The 17779-nt window shown below is 48.1% G+C and carries 12 protein-coding genes and 1 pseudogene; 7 read left to right on the top strand and 6 right to left on the bottom strand.

From position 1 onward, the window contains the following. Window positions 1-22: 22 nt before the first annotated feature. From MKY48_RS05860 to MKY48_RS05845, 4 genes are all read right to left on the bottom strand, one after another. Window positions 23-3367 (bottom strand): S-layer homology domain-containing protein, encoded by a 3345-nt coding sequence (locus tag MKY48_RS05860; protein WP_339270792.1) that lies wholly within the window; start codon window positions 3365-3367, stop codon window positions 23-25. 282 nt (window positions 3368-3649) lie between these two features. Beyond that, window positions 3650-4597 carry a hypothetical protein gene (locus MKY48_RS05855; RefSeq protein ID WP_339270790.1) on the bottom strand — a complete coding sequence of 316 codons (948 nt, stop codon included), beginning with the start codon at window positions 4595-4597 and terminating at the stop codon, window positions 3650-3652. Window positions 4598-4761: 164 nt separating this feature from the next. Beyond that, the gene (locus MKY48_RS05850; RefSeq protein WP_339270788.1) at window positions 4762-5277 is read right to left on the bottom strand and encodes a DUF4241 domain-containing protein; all 516 of its coding nucleotides are present in this window, start codon (window positions 5275-5277) and stop codon (window positions 4762-4764) included. 157 nt (window positions 5278-5434) lie between these two features. Continuing rightward, window positions 5435-6181, bottom strand: a complete 747-nt coding sequence (locus MKY48_RS05845) for a sugar phosphate isomerase/epimerase (protein ID WP_339270786.1) — start codon at window positions 6179-6181, stop codon at window positions 5435-5437. 207 nt (window positions 6182-6388) lie between these two features. On the opposite strand from MKY48_RS05845, the gene MKY48_RS05840 reads away from it, so the two are divergent. From MKY48_RS05840 to MKY48_RS05820, 5 genes are all read left to right on the top strand, one after another. Continuing rightward, window positions 6389-7915, top strand: coding sequence for an ABC transporter substrate-binding protein (locus MKY48_RS05840; protein WP_339270784.1), 1527 nt, complete (start codon window positions 6389-6391; stop codon window positions 7913-7915). Between the two features lie 39 nt (window positions 7916-7954). Then, a complete protein-coding gene (locus MKY48_RS05835; RefSeq protein ID WP_339270782.1) occupies window positions 7955-8890 on the top strand; it encodes an ABC transporter permease subunit in 936 nt (311 codons plus the stop codon). A gap of 18 nt (window positions 8891-8908) precedes the next feature. Beyond that, the gene (locus MKY48_RS05830) at window positions 8909-9796 is read left to right on the top strand and encodes a carbohydrate ABC transporter permease (RefSeq protein WP_076326497.1); all 888 of its coding nucleotides are present in this window, start codon (window positions 8909-8911) and stop codon (window positions 9794-9796) included. A 173-nt stretch (window positions 9797-9969) separates the two neighbouring features. Further along, window positions 9970-11664 carry a histidine kinase gene (locus MKY48_RS05825; RefSeq protein WP_339270780.1) on the top strand — a complete coding sequence of 565 codons (1695 nt, stop codon included), beginning with the start codon at window positions 9970-9972 and terminating at the stop codon, window positions 11662-11664. Continuing rightward, complete coding sequence (locus MKY48_RS05820) at window positions 11642-13207, top strand: helix-turn-helix domain-containing protein (protein WP_339270778.1); 1566 nt, start codon at window positions 11642-11644, stop codon at window positions 13205-13207. The genes MKY48_RS05825 and MKY48_RS05820 overlap by 23 nt, the downstream gene beginning before the upstream one ends. Before the next feature lie 182 nt (window positions 13208-13389). On the opposite strand, the gene MKY48_RS05815 is transcribed toward MKY48_RS05820, so the two are convergent. Then, window positions 13390-14142 carry a superoxide dismutase family protein gene (locus MKY48_RS05815; RefSeq protein WP_339270776.1) on the bottom strand — a complete coding sequence of 251 codons (753 nt, stop codon included), beginning with the start codon at window positions 14140-14142 and terminating at the stop codon, window positions 13390-13392. Between the two features lie 103 nt (window positions 14143-14245). After that, window positions 14246-15097, bottom strand: a pseudogene (locus MKY48_RS05810) (hypothetical protein). 295 nt (window positions 15098-15392) lie between these two features. On the opposite strand from MKY48_RS05810, the gene MKY48_RS05805 reads away from it, so the two are divergent. Further along, entirely contained in the window at window positions 15393-16100 is a 708-nt protein-coding gene (locus MKY48_RS05805; protein ID WP_339270774.1) for a hypothetical protein, read from the top strand. Window positions 16101-16386: 286 nt separating this feature from the next. Then, window positions 16387-17751 carry a guanine deaminase gene (gene guaD / locus MKY48_RS05800; RefSeq protein WP_339270772.1) on the top strand — a complete coding sequence of 455 codons (1365 nt, stop codon included), beginning with the start codon at window positions 16387-16389 and terminating at the stop codon, window positions 17749-17751. The last annotated feature ends 28 nt before the right edge of the window (window positions 17752-17779 follow it).

Genomic DNA, 17779 nt, shown 5'->3' with positions numbered 1-17779 from the left:
CGCGTCAGCTATTCAACTGCAATTAGTTCATGAAATTCAAGTAGAGCAGCATTCGGTTTAAGAGAACGGTGCTTTGGGCCCGCGTGGCAAACGCCTGCGGTGCGAACGCAGCATTGCCGACGCCTTCGATCATGCCCGCGGCCAGCAGCTCGGCAGCCGGTCCCTTAGCCCACTCGGATACCTGGGCATGATCCGCGAAACGTTCCAACGCGGAGACATCCTGCGACGGAAGCTCGCCGGCATATAAGACGGCTCTGCCCAGCATAACCACCACCTGCTCTCTCGTGACCCTAGCGTCCGGTCGGAACGAACCGTCGGCGTAGCCTTCAATCAAGCCGGCAGCGGATGCGGCTCCAACCGCACCGGCATACCAAACTTCTTTCGGCCACACGTCCGAATAAGCAGAAAGCTGCGGCTTCTCAGCGAGTCCGAGCGAACGCACGAGCATCGCGACAAACTCGGCGCGGGTCACCGTACGGTTAGTATCAAACGTGCCGTCAACCGATCCGTTCACGATCAGCTTGTTCGCCATCCGCTCGATGTCGCTTTGCGCCCAATGTCCCTGGATATCCTCGAAGGTTCGGTTAGACCGAACCGCGGTGAACACGCCGTTATATGCGCCATAAAAAGTCGCTGTCTCCCCTTCAAAAACGGAAGGCACGAAGCTCGGCTTCCCTGCGTCATCCACCCACACGACGGTGGAACGGCCGGGTTCTGCCGCAGCGTTTATTGAGAATGCCCGCTCCAAATACGTGCCTTCCGCTTCGATTCTTATATTGCCGTCGCTGTATAGCTCAAAGCTCGTCGGTTCCGCCAACATGTCATACCCTTGACGGGTCAATTCCTCATCCAGCTCGCGGCTTGCGGAATCCGTCATTTTCGCAATAACAACCGTTACGGTCGCTCGGTTCGGAAGGTCACTTAGCACGTGCAGCGGAACGCGGTAGCTTGCCCCGATTACCCCAATTCGAATGGCTGCATTCGGCTTCACCGCAAGGAGAACCTGCAGTGCTTCAACCGGAAGATCAACCTTCACCACCGGATCCTCATTGTCGATGTCGATGACGATGTCGTCCCCGTCAGCGGCCCATGACTGAACCAACTCGGAGCCTGGAATCAGTCTTAGAACGGTGCGTCCGTCATGCTCCTGCTCTTTTTTGGCGATTACCCGAACTTGTTTGCCGTTGATCGTTACGACAGTCCTTGGGTCCGGTGTAGGGATAGGGGTAGGAACAGGAGGAACCCAGCTATAGGATGGAGATTCCGGTTTAGGGGTATAGACAGTTCTCAGATCGATGCGTCCTACATCGACCGTCTCCCCAGCTAAAACATTTACGGTTGTTTCATAATCGTTATACGTCGCTGCTGTCACCGTGAGTGCATGGCGGCCTGCCGCTACGTTATTCAGGGCAAATCTCCCCTCGGCGTCGGTCATATCCTTCATTCCGCCCACCGATACCGCCGCACCGGCCAGAGGTGTATTCCCTGTACCGTAGACTGCGCCGATCACCGTCCCCGTATCTGCTGGAGCCGATTGTACCGTCACTGCTGCGGTGGCCGTGAACCCTCCGTCGGCGGTTGTCACCGTAACGACCGCCGTACCTTCCGCGATCGGCGTCACCTCACCGCTCTGATCCACCTCGGCGACGGCTGGATCGCTGGAGTCCCAGGATACCGTCTGGTTCGTCGCATTCACCGGCGTAACGACGGCTGTCAGCTTCTGCGAAGCACCTCCAGCTGTAAGGGTCAGCTCCGTCTGATCCAGCGTCACTCCCGTCACGCGGACCTGGTCTCGAATATGGGCCCCTTCTACCTGTACGCTGCTCCATGCATGGATGCGCTCCTGTGCATCCAGCTCAAATACCTGAAGATATTGACCCGGGACTAGATCCAAAATGTCCGTGCCTAGCAAGTACGAGGTCGCTTCAGCAGGCAGCGCATCACCCACCAGAGGACGAACACCGGCATCCTTCTCGAGCAGATAAGCAAACGTATGTCCCGGGTCGCCCGGAACCGCCGTCACGCTCGTCGAGCCGTTCGCGCTGCCTGGACTAATAGCAAGCCCGCCGATGTCCGGTGCAGGTTGATCCACGTTCAGGGTCAACACAGCGCTGGCGATGTTCCGGCCTGCATCGGTCGCTGAAACCGTAACCGGGAACGTACCGCTCACCGTAGCGCTGCCTTCGATCGTCCCATAAGCAGTCATCGATAGGCCATTGGGAAGTCCGGAGGCACTCCAAACCAGTCCTCCTCTTGCGCCATCGAAAGCATCAATCGCAATCGAATAGGGAACGTCCTTGACTGCCCGCTGAAGATCGGTTGTCAAGATGCCCGGGCGCAAATAAGGATAACCCCCATTGACGCCAGCATCGACGGCCCACGTGTTCGCGAAATCCCAACCGCCATAATTGGAGGCTGCCTTCATGTCGTTGGTCGTAAGGCCTGTGAGTTGAGGCGGGCCTAAGTTTTCCCCAACTCCCACGCCAGTGGTTTGGACCGATACCGTGTTATCGTAATACGAGGCGTTGATGGAGGCATACGTCAAGATTCCGATAAAGCCGCCAACTGTGTAATAGGTGACGCTTCCGGACTGCATGACGGCAGTCGAAGAATAGCTATTGGCGATCGTTCCGTATATCAATTGTCCGGCCAACCCGCCGCCAAAAAAAAAGTGATCGCCCGCCGTATTCGTGATCCTTCCGGTGGCATACGATTCATTGATACTGCCTGCTCCCTGAGCTCCAACCAGGCCGCCCGCATACTGATTGGAGGCATCGCCGCTCTTAACGGCAGCGGATGAAGAGGAGCGAAGAATGGTCGAATCGCCATAGGCCGTCCCGACCAACCCGCCTGCTACGCTCACGCCCCCAGTACCCGTATTACCGCTTGTAACCGTGCCCTGTGAATGCGAGTTGATGATGCTGCCGCCCATCAGATGGCCCACCAATCCGCCGGCATAACTGCCGCCGTTGACTTGTGCGGAAATGCTTAGATTACGGATGGTCCCCGATACGCGGCCGAAAAAGCCGACATACTGTAGAGCTCCTCCATCGATGGTGAGACCTTCGATCCGGTGTCCACTTCCGTCGAAAATACCGCTGAAGACGGTCGCTTCATCGGCTATAGGCAACCAATCGTACCCGGTCATATCGATGTCGCCGGTCAATCGGATATTCCGATCCAGGTAAGATGCTTGATTCCGATTAATATAAGCCAGTTCTTCTGCTGTCCCGACCCATACCCAACCGTCCGCTTCGGACGGGATCGAGGCATTACCAGCCCCGACCCCGGGCAGAGCGGAAGCCAAGGGAGCAAGCACCATCGAAAAAATGAGCGTTACTGCCAGCATGATAGACATTTTTTTCATATATAGGTTTCTCCTTTGCATCAGTACAATCATCGATGAGTCATAGAAACACGACGTGATCTGATAAATTTCAACATCTTAATTAAGTGTAAACCAACTGTTGAACAAGAACTGTCTCATTTTTGTTTCAAGTTCAAGGAGCATGTTATAACAGAAAAACCGAGCGAATACAGGGAGCGGCCCTGAGTTTTCGCTCGGCTAAGATGTTGCTTGAGGTTCCATTGCTTTTACGATGATTCCGCAACATCCATCAAACAAATTTGTAGGCGGAATCTTTAAAAGTTACACCGCTTTCACATAACGAAACCCCTGTGCAGCAAACGACCCCGTAGTTGGAAGTACGATTTTTTTATTATCTTCGCTGAAAGAGCCTCCTTCTGCATCAATGCGAGAGTAATGTCTCATGATTACATATCCATGGTTGCAGTTTGGGCAGACACCTATATTAATGACGTAGGTTTCTTGAAGATCATGGGCTTCATTGTTTTTGAAAATATCATATCGATTGACGATGTCTATAAATGCGTTGAAATTATCGGATTGGATTTCTTGAACAAGAACATCGTGGAGCTCCGTGACTCTCTCAAAGGTGAGCTCTCCCAGCTTGTGTTCTGTCACATACGCTCGTTTGCATGCCGTACAATGCAGCGTGCCCTGCTGGGAGAACCAGCCTGGAAATGTGCTACCCAACAGGAATCCGACAAGGCTCAAACTCCAACTGAACCAGTTGGAACCTGAGGATGAATTCATTTCAATGACCTCGCCGCCACGATGTATGAAGCTTGTTTCGCCAGTCTTCAATTTAAAGGCAAGGTAATTGGGAAACGTAAGGACATTTTCCTGCGCATCGGTGTAGTTGCGGATAGGTTCCCCTTTAAACTGATGATTGATCGTATGGTCTTCAGTTACATACGTTGTTTGATATTCACCATATTGAATCAAGAAAAAGGTGATGAACGCCATGAGTAATGAAACCGCATAATATTGCCTGGACGGCTTATAGCCTCTGCTTACGATTCGCCAAGTATAAACCGACGTTGAAATCATACCCAAGGCAATCGCACCCAAAGGAAGAACAAATAAGATGGAATACGAATATAACTCGAAGTCCGTCATACTCAATATGCCGATGGCAATGACTACCGACAATAACATTCCGATTAGACCGATTAGGTATGCCGGTGGAGCCTTCTTTGCGTGCTGCTCACTCTTGTTAATCCTAAAACTCATGGAATCACCTTCGATTTAAAGTGGATTCCCTATTTATTCGCTAACCTTCCTGTAACTCCTCTAAGAGCTGCTCCGCCTCCTCTGTTAATTCAGTAAAACAGCCACAAAAGGGTTACCTTCCATGGCTGTTTGCACTTGCTCATATTGGTTTCACTGACACTCGACTACCTCTTAATAAACACAATCTTCACGCCAACCACCTGATCCTGCTCATTCACGGCCTTATATACGCCGTATGCACCATCGCCCATGCCGGTTCGAGATACGACCCCTCCATCCAGAACGCCCGCTTCTTCTCCACTCCCGGTGATGTCGCAGCAGGCATAATACCATTCCGTATCCGTATCCGAGCTGTCCGAGGTCGAATCCGCATCAGGAATTCGGTACTTTGGAATATCAAAAATCCCGGCCTGCCCGCTATCCACTCCAGCTACAAAAGGACACTTGATCCACTCCAGGAATGCCCCCTGTTCAGCTGCCGAATGATGGTAAGCCGTTAGCTTGGCGTTGGCTTCGCCCCAATCCGGGATCTCCACCTTCTCCACTTCCCCTACCCACGTTCCATTCAATACGGCTTCCAACACACCCATAATAATAATGTTCGTATCCAATTCATAACAAGGATCGGCCACAACCAATTGTCCGGAATTCACTTCAAAATGGCCCAGTTGAATGTTCAATGAAGATACCTCCAATAACAACGTATGATGGTTCTATTTTAGCACGTATGATCGGAAGTGTTTAAATGGTGTTCGAGCCACCTCAATACAACGTTTTTTACAGTCAGACTTACACCCATTAGACAAAGATTTTAGCCTACCTATCGACCACTGCCCCTTATAGCATTGATTTCACATGGTCGAGCGAAATCTTGACACTCTCATAGCCATCGATCTTAATTCGGTCCTGCTCAACAACGACCCACTCGTAGCCCGAGGACTTGGCCTTCTCGATAATGCCTTTCAGATCAAGAATGCCTGTTCCCACCTCGGTCATCTCTTTGACTTCTTTATTCACCATGTCCTTCACGTGAACCGTCTTGCAGCGTGAGCCGAAACGTTCCATGACCTCTACAGGCTCACGGTCAGCATGCGTTGTCCAAAACATATCGATTTCAAAACCCAGCTCCGTTTCCTTTGTTGCTTCTCGCAGCATTTCGAGTATGGGTTGATCACCGAACTCGTTCGTGAACTCATGATAATGATTATGATATAGAAGATCCATACCGGCTGCCTTGATCTTCGGGCCCATCTCTTTTACGATCGCGATCAGGCTATGTACGTCTTCCATCGATTCCATCTTATAGTAAGGGATCACGATATAGGAAGAGCCGATGACTTGATTGTAAGCAATAACCTCTTCCAAATGATCCAGCAGCTCCTCCATTCGCGTATGGCTGCCCATGGCTTCCAGTCCCGCCTTCTCCAGCATCGACTTCATCTCTTCTGCCGGAATATCAGCAAATCCCGCAAATTCAACACCATCATAACCGTTCTCGCTTACTTTTCTAAGCTTCGCAGCGAAATCTTCCTGATCGTAATCGCGCAAAGTATACAGTTGTAACGCAACCTTCAGATTTGTCATGCCTAATCCGCCTCATTTCTGATGTTAAGTTATGGCAAAGAGCCTGCACCATCTTAGCACAAACCTGTTTACGGGGAATCAACAAATGCGGCTTTCCGGATAACAAGTCATTTTTTCAATCATTTAAGACATTATTTTTACAGATACGCGTTCACCTTGTTTGTTAAGATATTAAACAAGATTCTACTAGAGAAGGGTGTTGTCAAAATGAAACGAATACTGTCATGCGCGCTGGTCATAATAACAGCGCTTTCAATCCTTGTCGCTTGCGGAGGCAAAGATTCCGGATCCGGCGCTAAGAACGATTCGGGACCTGTCGCTGAAGGAGATTTGAAAGAAAAGGAGCTCGTGAAGCTCAACGTTGTCATGATGGGCAATAACAAGAAAGATACCGCAGAGGTCGTGGAGGCCGTTAACGAAATCACAAGAGAAAAGCTGAATGTTGAAATGGACCTCACGTACATTTCGTACGGGAATTACGTACAACAGACGACAATGATGCTGGCCTCCGGTAAGGGAGTGGACTTGCTTCCGATCTACATGACGCCACTGGCTACGGTTGCCAACAACGGTCAGATCATCCCGCTTAACGATTTGCTCGAGAAGTATGGTCAAGACCTCGTTAAAGAAATCGGGCCTGAGTACATCGAGAGCGGCCGCATAGGCGATGACATTTACGGTATTACGACAGGTCGCGACCTTGCCAAGGCCTATGGCTTCCAAATGAGAAAAGACTTGGCGGATCAATACAACATCGATTACGCCAATATCAAAACACTCGATCAGTTGGAAGAAGCGCTGACAACGATCCGCGAGAATGAACCCAACGTAATCCCTGTCGTTCCATCGAATGGCGAGCTGGTTCGTAACTGGGGCTGGGATACGCTTGGCGACGATATGACCAACCTTGGCGTACTGATGGATTTTGGCAAGGAACTGAAGGTTGTCAACTTGTATGAAACGGACTTATACAAAGATTTTGTTACACGCATGCACAAATGGTATCAATCCGGCCTGATCATGAAAGATGCGATTAACAATACGGAAAGTGCCGGCACGCTGATGAAAGCAGGCAGCGCATTTGGCGGATTTGCCAACCTGAAGCCTGGATTTGCCGTACAGGAGACGAGAAATTGGAACACGGAAATCGTCGTATCCGAAATCATTCCTCCTTATACAACAACCTCTGACGTGCAAATGGCTACTTGGGCGATCAGCAGCGGAAGTGAGCATCCCGAAGCGGCGATGAAATTGCTGAATTTGATGTACACCGATCCTGAAATTGTGAACCTGCTGATCTACGGTATTCAGGATAAGCACTATGTAACCGTTGGCGATGCTGGGAATGCACAATCCATGATCGATTTCCCTGAAGGCGTGAATGGCGGTAACAGTGGATACCCGCCGACTGGAGGCTGGATCTGGACGAACCAAACCATTGGTCATGTATGGAAAGGAAACCCGGCCGATTATTGGGAGGTTCAGAAGGAATTTAACAATACTGCCATCCGCTCTGCAGCATACGGCTTCACCTTTGATTCAAGCCGTGTACGAAACCAGATGACTGCGGCGTCCAACGTCGTTGCTAAATATCACGAAGCCTTGATGTGCGGGGTTCTTGACCCTGAGACGGCATTGCCGATCTTCCAGAAGGAACTGAAGGATGCGGGCATTGACGACATTATTGCCGAGAAGCAATCCCAACTTGATAAGTGGGCTGCTAACAATAAATAATCTTTTTTTCGATTATTGGCTGAAAGGAGAATGGCCATCATGGCGGCACCAAAGGTAAAAAGAGCTGGAAAAACCAGTATTAAACGCTTTATTCCCATGTACATCATGATGATTCCAGGCCTTATTTACCTGCTGATCAACAACTATGTACCAATGGCTGGCATCATCATCGCGTTTAAACATATTAACTGGAATAAAGGGATCATCGATAGCCCGTTTGCAGGCTTAAGCAACTTTGAATACCTCTTCAAGACGAAAGAGGCATGGATCATTACCCGAAACACCCTGGGATACAACCTTGCCTTTATTATTTTGGGGACTGTTTTAGCCGTTGCCATTGCCATAGTCTTAAATGAAATTCGTTCGAAGTTTTGGAAAAAGAGCTACCAAACGCTGATCCTGCTGCCTTATCTGATCTCCATTGTTGTCGTAAGTTATCTTGTATTCGCCCTGTTTAGCTCCGAGTCCGGTTTTATCAATCACTCCATTCTGGAGCCTCTCGGACTGAAGAGCATTTCATGGTACACGGAGCCGAAATACTGGCCCTATATCTTGACGATTGTACATCTATGGAAAACCGTCGGGTATAGCTGCATCATCTACTACGCGACCGTAGTCGGCATTGATCGGGGCTACTATGAAGCGGCTGTAATTGACGGGGCGAACCGGTGGAAGCAGATCGTTCACATCACATTGCCTTCCCTGAAGCCAACGATGATTACGCTCGTGCTGCTTGCAATCGGAACGATATTCTATTCCGACTTCGGACTGTTCTACCAGGTACCGATGGATTCCGGTCCGCTATACGATGTTACCAATACGATTGACACCTATGTTTATCGCGGCTTGATCAAATTGAACGATGTGGGCATGTCCTCTGCCGCAGGTGTGTACCAATCGCTGGTCGGATTCACACTTGTCTACATCGCCAATCGACTCGTTATTAAATTCAGCAAAGAGAACGCGCTATTCTGACGCAAAGGAGATTCGAACATGGTTGATAATAGTAGAGCGTTTCAGATCATAGCGAATATTCTAATGTTCTTGTTCATGATATTCTGCTTGTTTCCGTTTGTACTGCTAGTCGTCTCTTCCTTTACCGATGAGGGCACACTGATCCGGAACGGTTACTCACTGTTTCCCGAGAAGTTCAGTTTGGAAAGCTATGCGTACATGTATGAAAGACTCGATACGATTGTACGTGCCTACGGCATCACAGTCTTCGTCACGGTTGTCGGTACGGTTACCAGCTTGATAATCACCGTATTGCTGGCTTACCCTCTCTCCAGAAGAGATTTGCCCCATCGCGGAAAATTCGCTTTCTTCGTCTTTTTCACGATGCTGTTCAACGGCGGGTTAGTACCTACCTATATTATGTGGACCCGCTATTTAAACATTGATAATACAATTTGGGCTTTGATCATTCCCGCCCTGCTGCTCAATGCCTTCTATGTCATCATGATGCGTACGTACTTTACGACGACCATACCTGACGAAGTCATTGAAGCCGGAAGAATCGACGGTGCCGGAGAATTCCGCATTCTCTTCCGCATCGTTCTCCCCATGTCGCTGCCGATGGTCGCGACGCTGTCGCTCCTCATTGGACTCAACTATTGGAACGACTGGAGAAACGGTCTGTATTACTTAACGGATCATAGCTTGTTCAGTGTACAAAATATGCTGAATACGATGCTGCAGGATGTTAGATTCCTTGCAAGCGGCGGAGCTGGCGGCAACGCTAGTGAAATTGCATCCAATATGCCTAGCGTAGGGATTAAGATGGCGATCGCCGTCGTCGGGGCATTACCGATTATGATGGTGTACCCATTCTTCCAAAGGTATTTCGTAAAAGGGATTACGGTTGGAGCCGTTAAAGGTTAGACCTTACTTTCTCACAAAAAAGGACAAGAAGCACAGCATGAATGTTCATCACCTTGCTGGCCTATTGTCCTTTTTTTGAAATCATGATTTTCATGGAAATAACTTGTTCAGCCTGATCCAGGTGTCTTACGTGATATAATATACAAACATATTAAATCCTAGGTGACCACATCATGAAAAGAAGGTACAGCGCTTCATTTAAAATGAATATATTTCGCGCATTATTGCTGATTACGTTCCCGCTAATCGGGATGCTGCTTGCGTTCAACTTCTATTCCTATTACGCGTTTAATGCGAAATTTGTCGAATCTAATCAGCAATCCTACGCATTATATGCTCAAAACTTGCAAAACGATCTGGATGCCATCGATAGTTTTTTATCCAACGTTGCCGTAAGCGATTACAATTATGCAACGCTGAGCAGTCCTGTCAGTGCGCTTCGGGCTCATGTTGCATCCCATGAAATTTTGACGCAGTTCAATACGGCTCTGAACTCGTATGACTTGGCTAATGCTTTTTTTATATATAGTGCTGTCAATGACACTTATCGCGACATTTTTGATAACGGGTACAGTTATGAAACGAAAGAAGCCATTCGGCTGCAGATGCGTACATTGACGCAGCGAGCAGAGAACCATTATAACGCGGGCTGGCTCGCTTTCGAAGTTGAAGGTAAAGCCTATCTTTTCAGACTGCTCGGAAAAAACGGCACGTATGCCGCTGCCATGGTGGATTTTGATCAGATCCATTCGATGGATCTTGTGCAAAAAGGAACCGAGGTGATTTACGCCAACAATCAAGGCGCTCCGCTGACGAATAAACCATTCGTCGCAGACCACGAGCTCCAATTAAACGAATATAACAACAACTTTATCATGATCAGCCAGCCCATTCAGAATACGAACCTTCAATTGATCTTTGCTGTACCGAAGCCGGATGTATTCAAGGGAGGGCTTGCTCTATTGTTCGCGCTGTCCTTGTTCACCATTGTACTTGTGATCATCAGCTTATTCTTCTTCAACCGGTCGCTCCTCTCTCCTTGGCATCGCCTGATGACGAGCATTGGCAAAGGCTCAGCGCAGGAGCTAAGAGAAGAATACCGCATCGAAGAGTTCAAGCAGGTGGGCGCGGCATTTAACCATTTGACAACCCAGGTTAATCACTTGAAGATTGTCGCCTATGAACATGAGATTGAACGGCAGAAGGCAGAGCTGCAGCATTTGCAGCTGCAAATTCGCCCCCATTTCTTTCTAAACTGCTTGAAAAGCCTGTACGGGATGGCCCAGCAGCAAAGCTACGAGCGCATTCAGCATATGATCCTGGCGATATCCAACCACCTACGCTACAATTTCAAGGATAATCTGCAGCTTGTCTCCCTTCAACAGGAGGTAGATCATGTTCTGAACTATATACGGATTCAGCAAATTGCTCATCATGTTCCGCCGCTGTGTGAATACAGCGTCGATAGCGCCTTGAAGGATTTTACGATACCGCCTCTATCCATTCAGGCCTTCGTGGAGAACAGCATCAAATATGCAACGAAGCCGAACGAACAGCTGCGGGTCGAAATTAAAGCGATTCTGCTAGAGAGTGACGATGGAGATTATGCGGATATCACCATTCAGGATAATGGCGACGGCTTTACGGATTCGGTTCTGCAGGAGCTGAATCATGGGGACAGCAGCTTCCATAAGGATATCCATATCGGAATCAGCAATGTGCGTCATCGCTTGTCCATGCTGTACGGGGAGCGGGCTATGCTTGCTTTTTTCAACACAGAGAAAGGTGCGGTTGCCGAAATCATAATCCCGATCAAGGCAAGAATACAAGACAAGGAGGAAGCTTATGAACGTTCTAGTGGTGGATGATCAATATGATGTTGTGCAAGGAGTTATAGCAGGAGTCAATTGGCAGGAGCTGCATATCGATCATGTGTATCCCGCGTATGGCCCGGACGAAGTCAGAACACTATTAAATCATCATCATGTACATATTATGTTATGTGACATCGAAATGCCGCTGGAGAATGGACTGGAGTTGTTCAAATGGGTAAAAGCTCAATTTCCTGCCATCGAGTGTATCTTCCTGTCTTCTTATTCCGAATTTGAATATGCGCAGGAAGCCATTCAGCTTGGCTGCTTCGATTATATTCTCCAGCCTGCAAGGTACGAAGATATTCAAGCATCCATTGAGCGTGCGATCCATAAGATTCATGCCAATACCCACATGCGGCAAATTTATGAGTATGGTGCCTATTGGCGGCAAAATGAAGAATTGCTGCTCGAGAACTGTGTCCGCAGCTTCATGCTGGATTCCCGAATGCATCCGCAGCAGCTGCTGCGAGATTTGAGCAATATCCATATTTCCGTCTCCACTCATGCTCAATTCGGTTCCATCCTGATCCAGCTTACGAAATCGAATCCGCACAAAGACACCATAAAATATGAGCTGAGAAGCATCATATCGGAGCTCATAGAGCCTTATAACCTCGACCTGCTGTTCGTGCAGCTGGATCAGATGAATTATTTGACACTTCTTTATACGGAGGGTGTATTCGATGCCCCCATCTCGGAATTGATGAAGCAATTTATCGACATGGCACAAAATGAGCTCGGCTGCTCAGCAGCCTGCTATATCTCCGATATCGGGGAACCGGAAAAGCTTAAACTGCACTACAAAGCACTCTGCCATATGCGGCAGCAAAATGTCGCTTTATACAGCAAAGTCTTTACGATGCAGCATCTGAACAAGATCAAGGATAGTTCCTACTCCTTTCCCAACATGCAGAACTGGTCCATGCTCATATCCCATAACAGCATTAAGACCGTCCGGGATCAGATCCATAGCTACCTCCATCAGCAAAAGCAGCTGGGGATTATGTCCGCTGAATTTCTGGCCAGGTTTCATCAGGACTATATCCAAATATTCTTGACAGCGGTTAACCAGTTGAAGCTGGAAGTGAACGACATCTTTTTTGAGCAATATCCTTATGCCGACTATATCGAAGCTTATACATCACTGGATAAGATGATCGACCTGGTCCATTTCACGCTTGATTATGTTCAAGCGCATACCGGAGAAGCTCACCATGCCCTATCTCCCATCGAACGGGCCATTGATTACATCAATCAGAACATCGAGAAGAACTTCAGCCGTGCGGAAGTAGCCGAAGCCATCTATCTGAACCCGGAATACTTATCCCGGTTGTTCAAGAAAGCGAAGGGCATATCTCTGAATGACTTTATTATCACCCGGAAAATGGAAATCTCGAAATCGCTGCTGACGAGCACGCATATACCGGTACATCTCATTGCATCCAAGGTGGGTTACTCCAACTTCTCTTATTTCTCACAGGTGTTTAAAAAACACTGCGGCCTAACCCCGCTCGAATATCGGCAGCAGCAGGGCTGAAGGGGGGATGCTCCGGTGAATCGATTTAAGCGAATATTGAAAATAAAGCAGAGGGGCCAAGAATCTTAGGAGATTCTTGGCCCCTCTGCTTGTTCTCTTCTTCTCACTAATGTACACACATTCCATTAAGCTCCAAATCTCTGCCGATGCCCGATTGTCCTGTATAGCTCCTAACAGTCAAGTTACTCCGGGATATTTCCCCCGGCCACCCGATCACCGGAATTTCCCGATGGATCGGTTACTTCGTCATCTTCGCCGGCATGAATGATCAGCGAGCGTCCGAGCACTGAGTTCGGCTGGTTCTTTTCAAGGGTTCCATGCTGGATGATCATCTCCGCTTCCACGGTGCCGTCTGCGCCTACGACCAGATTCGGCATATCGCCAACATGGCTTCCTTGCGGATGCTTAAGGCCATGATGCTTGTCGGTCGGATTAAAATGCCCACCAGCAGATTTGAAATCCCTATCTTTGATCGTGTTCTCATGCACATGGAAACCATGCTTTCCTGGTGTGAGGCCGGATGCGGTCATCCTCACCTTCACCCCGTCATTGATCTGCTCCAAGGTAGCGGAACCAACAGACTCGCCTGCCGCATTGTACAGCTTGATTTTAGGAAGCTCCATGGATTCCTTTCTGGTAGCCTGGTCCCAGTACACTGGTTGGTTAACCGAATTCAAAACCGTGCGAGCGGGCACATCGTTGCTGCCGGTAGGAATCTCAGGATCCGAGACCGCCGTCCCTTGTTTATCAAATGGGCTGTCAGCAGTGAAATTGTCCTTGCCGTTAACGGAGTAGCTTATTTTAGACGTCATATGTTTAATCGCATCGAAGGTTCCTTCGGAATTCGCAGCAACGTACAAAATTCCTGTAAACAGCAGGGCCCCTGCAAGAAATGCTCCGGCCTTATACTTTAACTTGTTGGTCTTCTTTTTCACTTCATCGCCTCCTCCTGAATGATGATATTCATTCATCTCCCAATCCCCTGATTTTATACGTCTAAGCCGTTATTTTATGGGATATGAGGCGTTCGAAAAAATATTATTGGATAACCCCATGCAGCTTCAGCTTGCCCATCAGCATGGTTCTGTACGTCTCTTGATCATAATGGGAGTTATTGATTCGCTCCTTGTTCAGTCCGAGACTGTCCAAGATCCTGTACTCCAGCTCCCGCCGGGCTTCCAATACTTGCAGAGCCCCTTCAACGCCCTCTAGACCGTGATGCTTGCCGTATCCCTGCTGAGTGTAATAATGGACGAACCCTGTAGACCAAGCCTCCGGTCGTTCCCGGATGGCCTTGCGGAATGCGTATTCCAGACTGTCCTGTTCAATGTAGAACAATACAGGATTCAGGCCAAGGATCGCCTTTTCCAGCCCCAGCACGTAGTCCATCACTTGGCCTTCCGGCGCATCATATTTCACCATGCCAACGGTCACCGGATTCTGGATGAAGCAGCACTCAAAAATCATAACGGCGGGCTCATCTAGCGCCTGCTCCGCAAATGCCTCCCACCGCTCGGTGATAAGTCTCCTGTTGAGGTCCAGCGGGAGCTCGTAAATATCCTGCTTGGACAACGATTGATATAGGTCATCTGGAAAAGAGGTACCGTATTCGTTCTTCAGCTTCTGGTAGGGCAAGAGCTTTCAGCTGCCTTTTTGGGCGGCTCGTTCGATCAATATTTCTTTAAAGGAGCCTGCGGCCAGCAGCAACTGCTCGAATTCTTCTTCAGTCAAGCACGCCGTTCCCTCAAAATCCGCCGGATGGTCAACATCCCCTTCCATCACAAGCCGGGCCTCGATGTTTCGTTCGGTTAAAATATCATAAATCATACGGGACGTCGTCGATTTGCCGAATCCCGGCAGACCTTCGACCATGATCAATTTTGTCTTCATTTCAATTCCCCTTCAAATCACAAAAATGATTGCAGCTTCAAGTTATTCTGTGGGAACCACCTCATATCCTCTTGTTTATACAAAAAGACTACGGACGTATTGCGTCCGCAGCCTTCTTTCATGAAGATCCACTCATCTCAGTGGTTATTGGGTCGTAGTCCGCTCATTTAAATGCATATACAACAATGGTTACTAATGTTTAATTAAAGAAAAACATAGTATCAACATTTCAATTTAAATATCGAATATAATAAAATCTGCAAAACTTAATAAAATAGAAAAGGTTGGGGATTTAATGAAAAGAATAGGAATAACATTGTTAACAGTATTTTTTCTCCTCACCGGTTGCAATCAGGCGTCTGATATCCCCATATCTAACTCAACAGTTGATGATTCTGACACGGGCAAACATCCTATGCAATATACCCTAAGTTTCAAAGATGTGGACCTAGAAAAACCACTAAAGAAAATTGTCGAAACAGACTTGACCAAAGTCATACTCAAACAAAAGTTAGATAATTACACTACCTATTTTTATCAAAAAAATCATGATGATGAAAATGTTACTGCGGCAATAAAGATTGGAACGAATATTTTTGAAATTGGTCAAGTTGGTTACTCTTCTCAAAATACTGATCAATATACAGTTAGTCGGGTTAAAACACTTGATAAGACTTATATTAAAGTAACTGGAGCATGTGGAGCTAATTGCCCCATTAGTTATTACATTCAAACAGGTACAAGTTCTCCAAAGGTATTGGGAATTGACGCGCATACAGTGGAAGCAGATGTTGACCAGGACGGAACCAATGAAATTGTTGCAACGGTTGGTACTGCTGCCCAAACATCAATTTACCAACTCAAGAATGCTCATATCGTTGCAACGAATCTAAACGAGACGCTTGATGCACAGGAAGTGACATATGATAAAGAATCCAATACTTTTGTAAGCGGTGCGAAGATTTGGAGAGTCAAGGGCGAGGAATTAGTGAGTTCAAAATAATTCGAGCCAACTTGGCTCTTTTTTTGACTATTACATTGCATGGAGTAAAACAGTTTATTCTTATAGATTTTCTGTGCAAGTTTATGCTCCTCCTATTATGTTAAGTTACATCCGAGCTCCATACTCAACATAGCCCCCCTGTTTTCGCCAAGGCCCCCCCTTACGCTTAGTGATCACCCTACCAGACCAGCGCTCATATCTATTCGCCTTTAAACTATGGACATCTCTTTTTCAACGGACTATAATGACAAAAGCGCTCCAAAAAACGAACATTAAGGCGGTAAACATGAGTAAATATATGTTATTATTTCAAGGGACTTCTTTTTCAAGCAAATCGCCCAAAGAAATTCAAGTATTAAGAGACTATCTTTACTGTATCAATGCTGACGGAATGATTGAGCGAGTCGTGGCACCGGAAGACGCCGACTATCAATCCTTGCTGGATACGTATCAAGGCACGGACAGCTTTCATCGACTAGAGGAAGGACAGTATTTCTTGCCTGGCTTTGTCGATTTGCATGTTCACGCCCCGCAATGGGCTCAATCCGGTACCGCATTGGACATTCCGCTCTATGATTGGCTGAATACCTATACGTTCCCGCTGGAATCGAAGTTCTCCGATCTCGAGTTTGCGCAAAAGGTTTACGACGATGTGGTAAGCACCCTGCTGGCCAACGGAACAACGACGGCCCTTTATTTTGCCACGGTGCATAAAGAAGCCAGCTTGTTGTTAGCCCAAATCTGTGCGAACAAGGGCCAGCGCGGACTTGTCGGAAAGGTTGTCATGGACGACCCCGAGCAGAATCCAGATTACTACCGCGATGCGGACACATCCACGGCACTGGCGGATACGGAGGAATTTATTATCGCTGTACAGGAACTCGCCAAGACCACAAAACAAGGCGTGTATCCCGTCGTCACCCCACGCTTTATTCCAAGCTGTACCGATGAGGGGCTGAAGGGTTTAGGCGAGCTGGCAGCCAAATACGATACGTATGTGCAGTCCCACTGCAGCGAAAGCGATTGGGCGCACGGTTATGTGAAAGATCGGTTCCAGAAAAACGATGCGTTTGCCTTGAATGATTTTGGACTGCTGCGCGATAAATCGGTCATGGCTCATTGTAATTTCCTTGATGATCAGGATGCAGAACTATTCGCTGACACCGGCACCGCGATCGCCCATTGCCCGATATCCAACGCGTATTTCGCCAACAGCGTAATCCCGGTTGCCCGCTTCCATGCCAAAAATGTCGAGATCGGTTTAGGCTCGGATCTATCCGGCGGCTTCTCGCCCAGTCTCTTTGATAACATAAGACAAGCCGTGATGTCTTCAAGGATGCTGGAAGATGGCGTGAACACCTCCCTTCCTGCGGAAGCTCGTGGCGTACCCGAGTCGCGGATAACGGTCCATCAGGCATTCTATCTGGCTACGGCCGGGGGCGGTGATAGCCTGAGCTTGCCGATCGGTCGCATTCAAGAAAACTACGCATGGGATGTGCAGGTGATCGATACGAGACTTCCGTCTGCGAAGCTGCCGATTTTTGATGAGTTTGAAGACATACAAGATATTTTTCAGAAAATCATGTATCTGGCACGGCCTGAGCATATCCGCGAGGTGTGGGTGCAAGGGGAAAAGGTTCATACGCGTTAAGAAAGATATAGCAATTCATCCTAACATT

It is taken from the genome of Paenibacillus sp. FSL W8-0187 (assembly GCF_037969755.1).
Taxonomy (GTDB): Bacteria; Bacillota; Bacilli; order Paenibacillales; family Paenibacillaceae; genus Paenibacillus_AQ.
This window is presented reverse-complemented; position numbering and strand designations above follow the sequence as displayed.

Bases quoted from the DNA above. Each gene is read 5' to 3' on its own strand.
- MKY48_RS05860 (WP_339270792.1), bottom strand. From the start codon at position 3,367: ATGAAAAAAATGTCTATCATGCTGGCAGTAACGCTCATTTTTTCGATG.
- MKY48_RS05855 (WP_339270790.1), bottom strand. From the start codon at position 4,597: ATGAGTTTTAGGATTAACAAGAGTGAGCAGCACGCAAAGAAGGCTCCA.
- MKY48_RS05845 (WP_339270786.1), bottom strand. From the start codon at position 6,181: ATGACAAATCTGAAGGTTGCGTTACAACTGTATACTTTGCGCGATTAC.
- MKY48_RS05840 (WP_339270784.1), top strand. From the start codon at position 6,389: ATGAAACGAATACTGTCATGCGCGCTGGTCATAATAACAGCGCTTTCA.
- MKY48_RS05835 (WP_339270782.1), top strand. From the start codon at position 7,955: ATGGCGGCACCAAAGGTAAAAAGAGCTGGAAAAACCAGTATTAAACGC.
- MKY48_RS05830 (WP_076326497.1), top strand. From the start codon at position 8,909: ATGGTTGATAATAGTAGAGCGTTTCAGATCATAGCGAATATTCTAATG.
- MKY48_RS05825 (WP_339270780.1), top strand. From the start codon at position 9,970: ATGAAAAGAAGGTACAGCGCTTCATTTAAAATGAATATATTTCGCGCA.
- MKY48_RS05820 (WP_339270778.1), top strand. From the start codon at position 11,642: ATGAACGTTCTAGTGGTGGATGATCAATATGATGTTGTGCAAGGAGTT.
- MKY48_RS05805 (WP_339270774.1), top strand. From the start codon at position 15,393: ATGAAAAGAATAGGAATAACATTGTTAACAGTATTTTTTCTCCTCACC.
- guaD (WP_339270772.1), top strand. From the start codon at position 16,387: ATGAGTAAATATATGTTATTATTTCAAGGGACTTCTTTTTCAAGCAAA.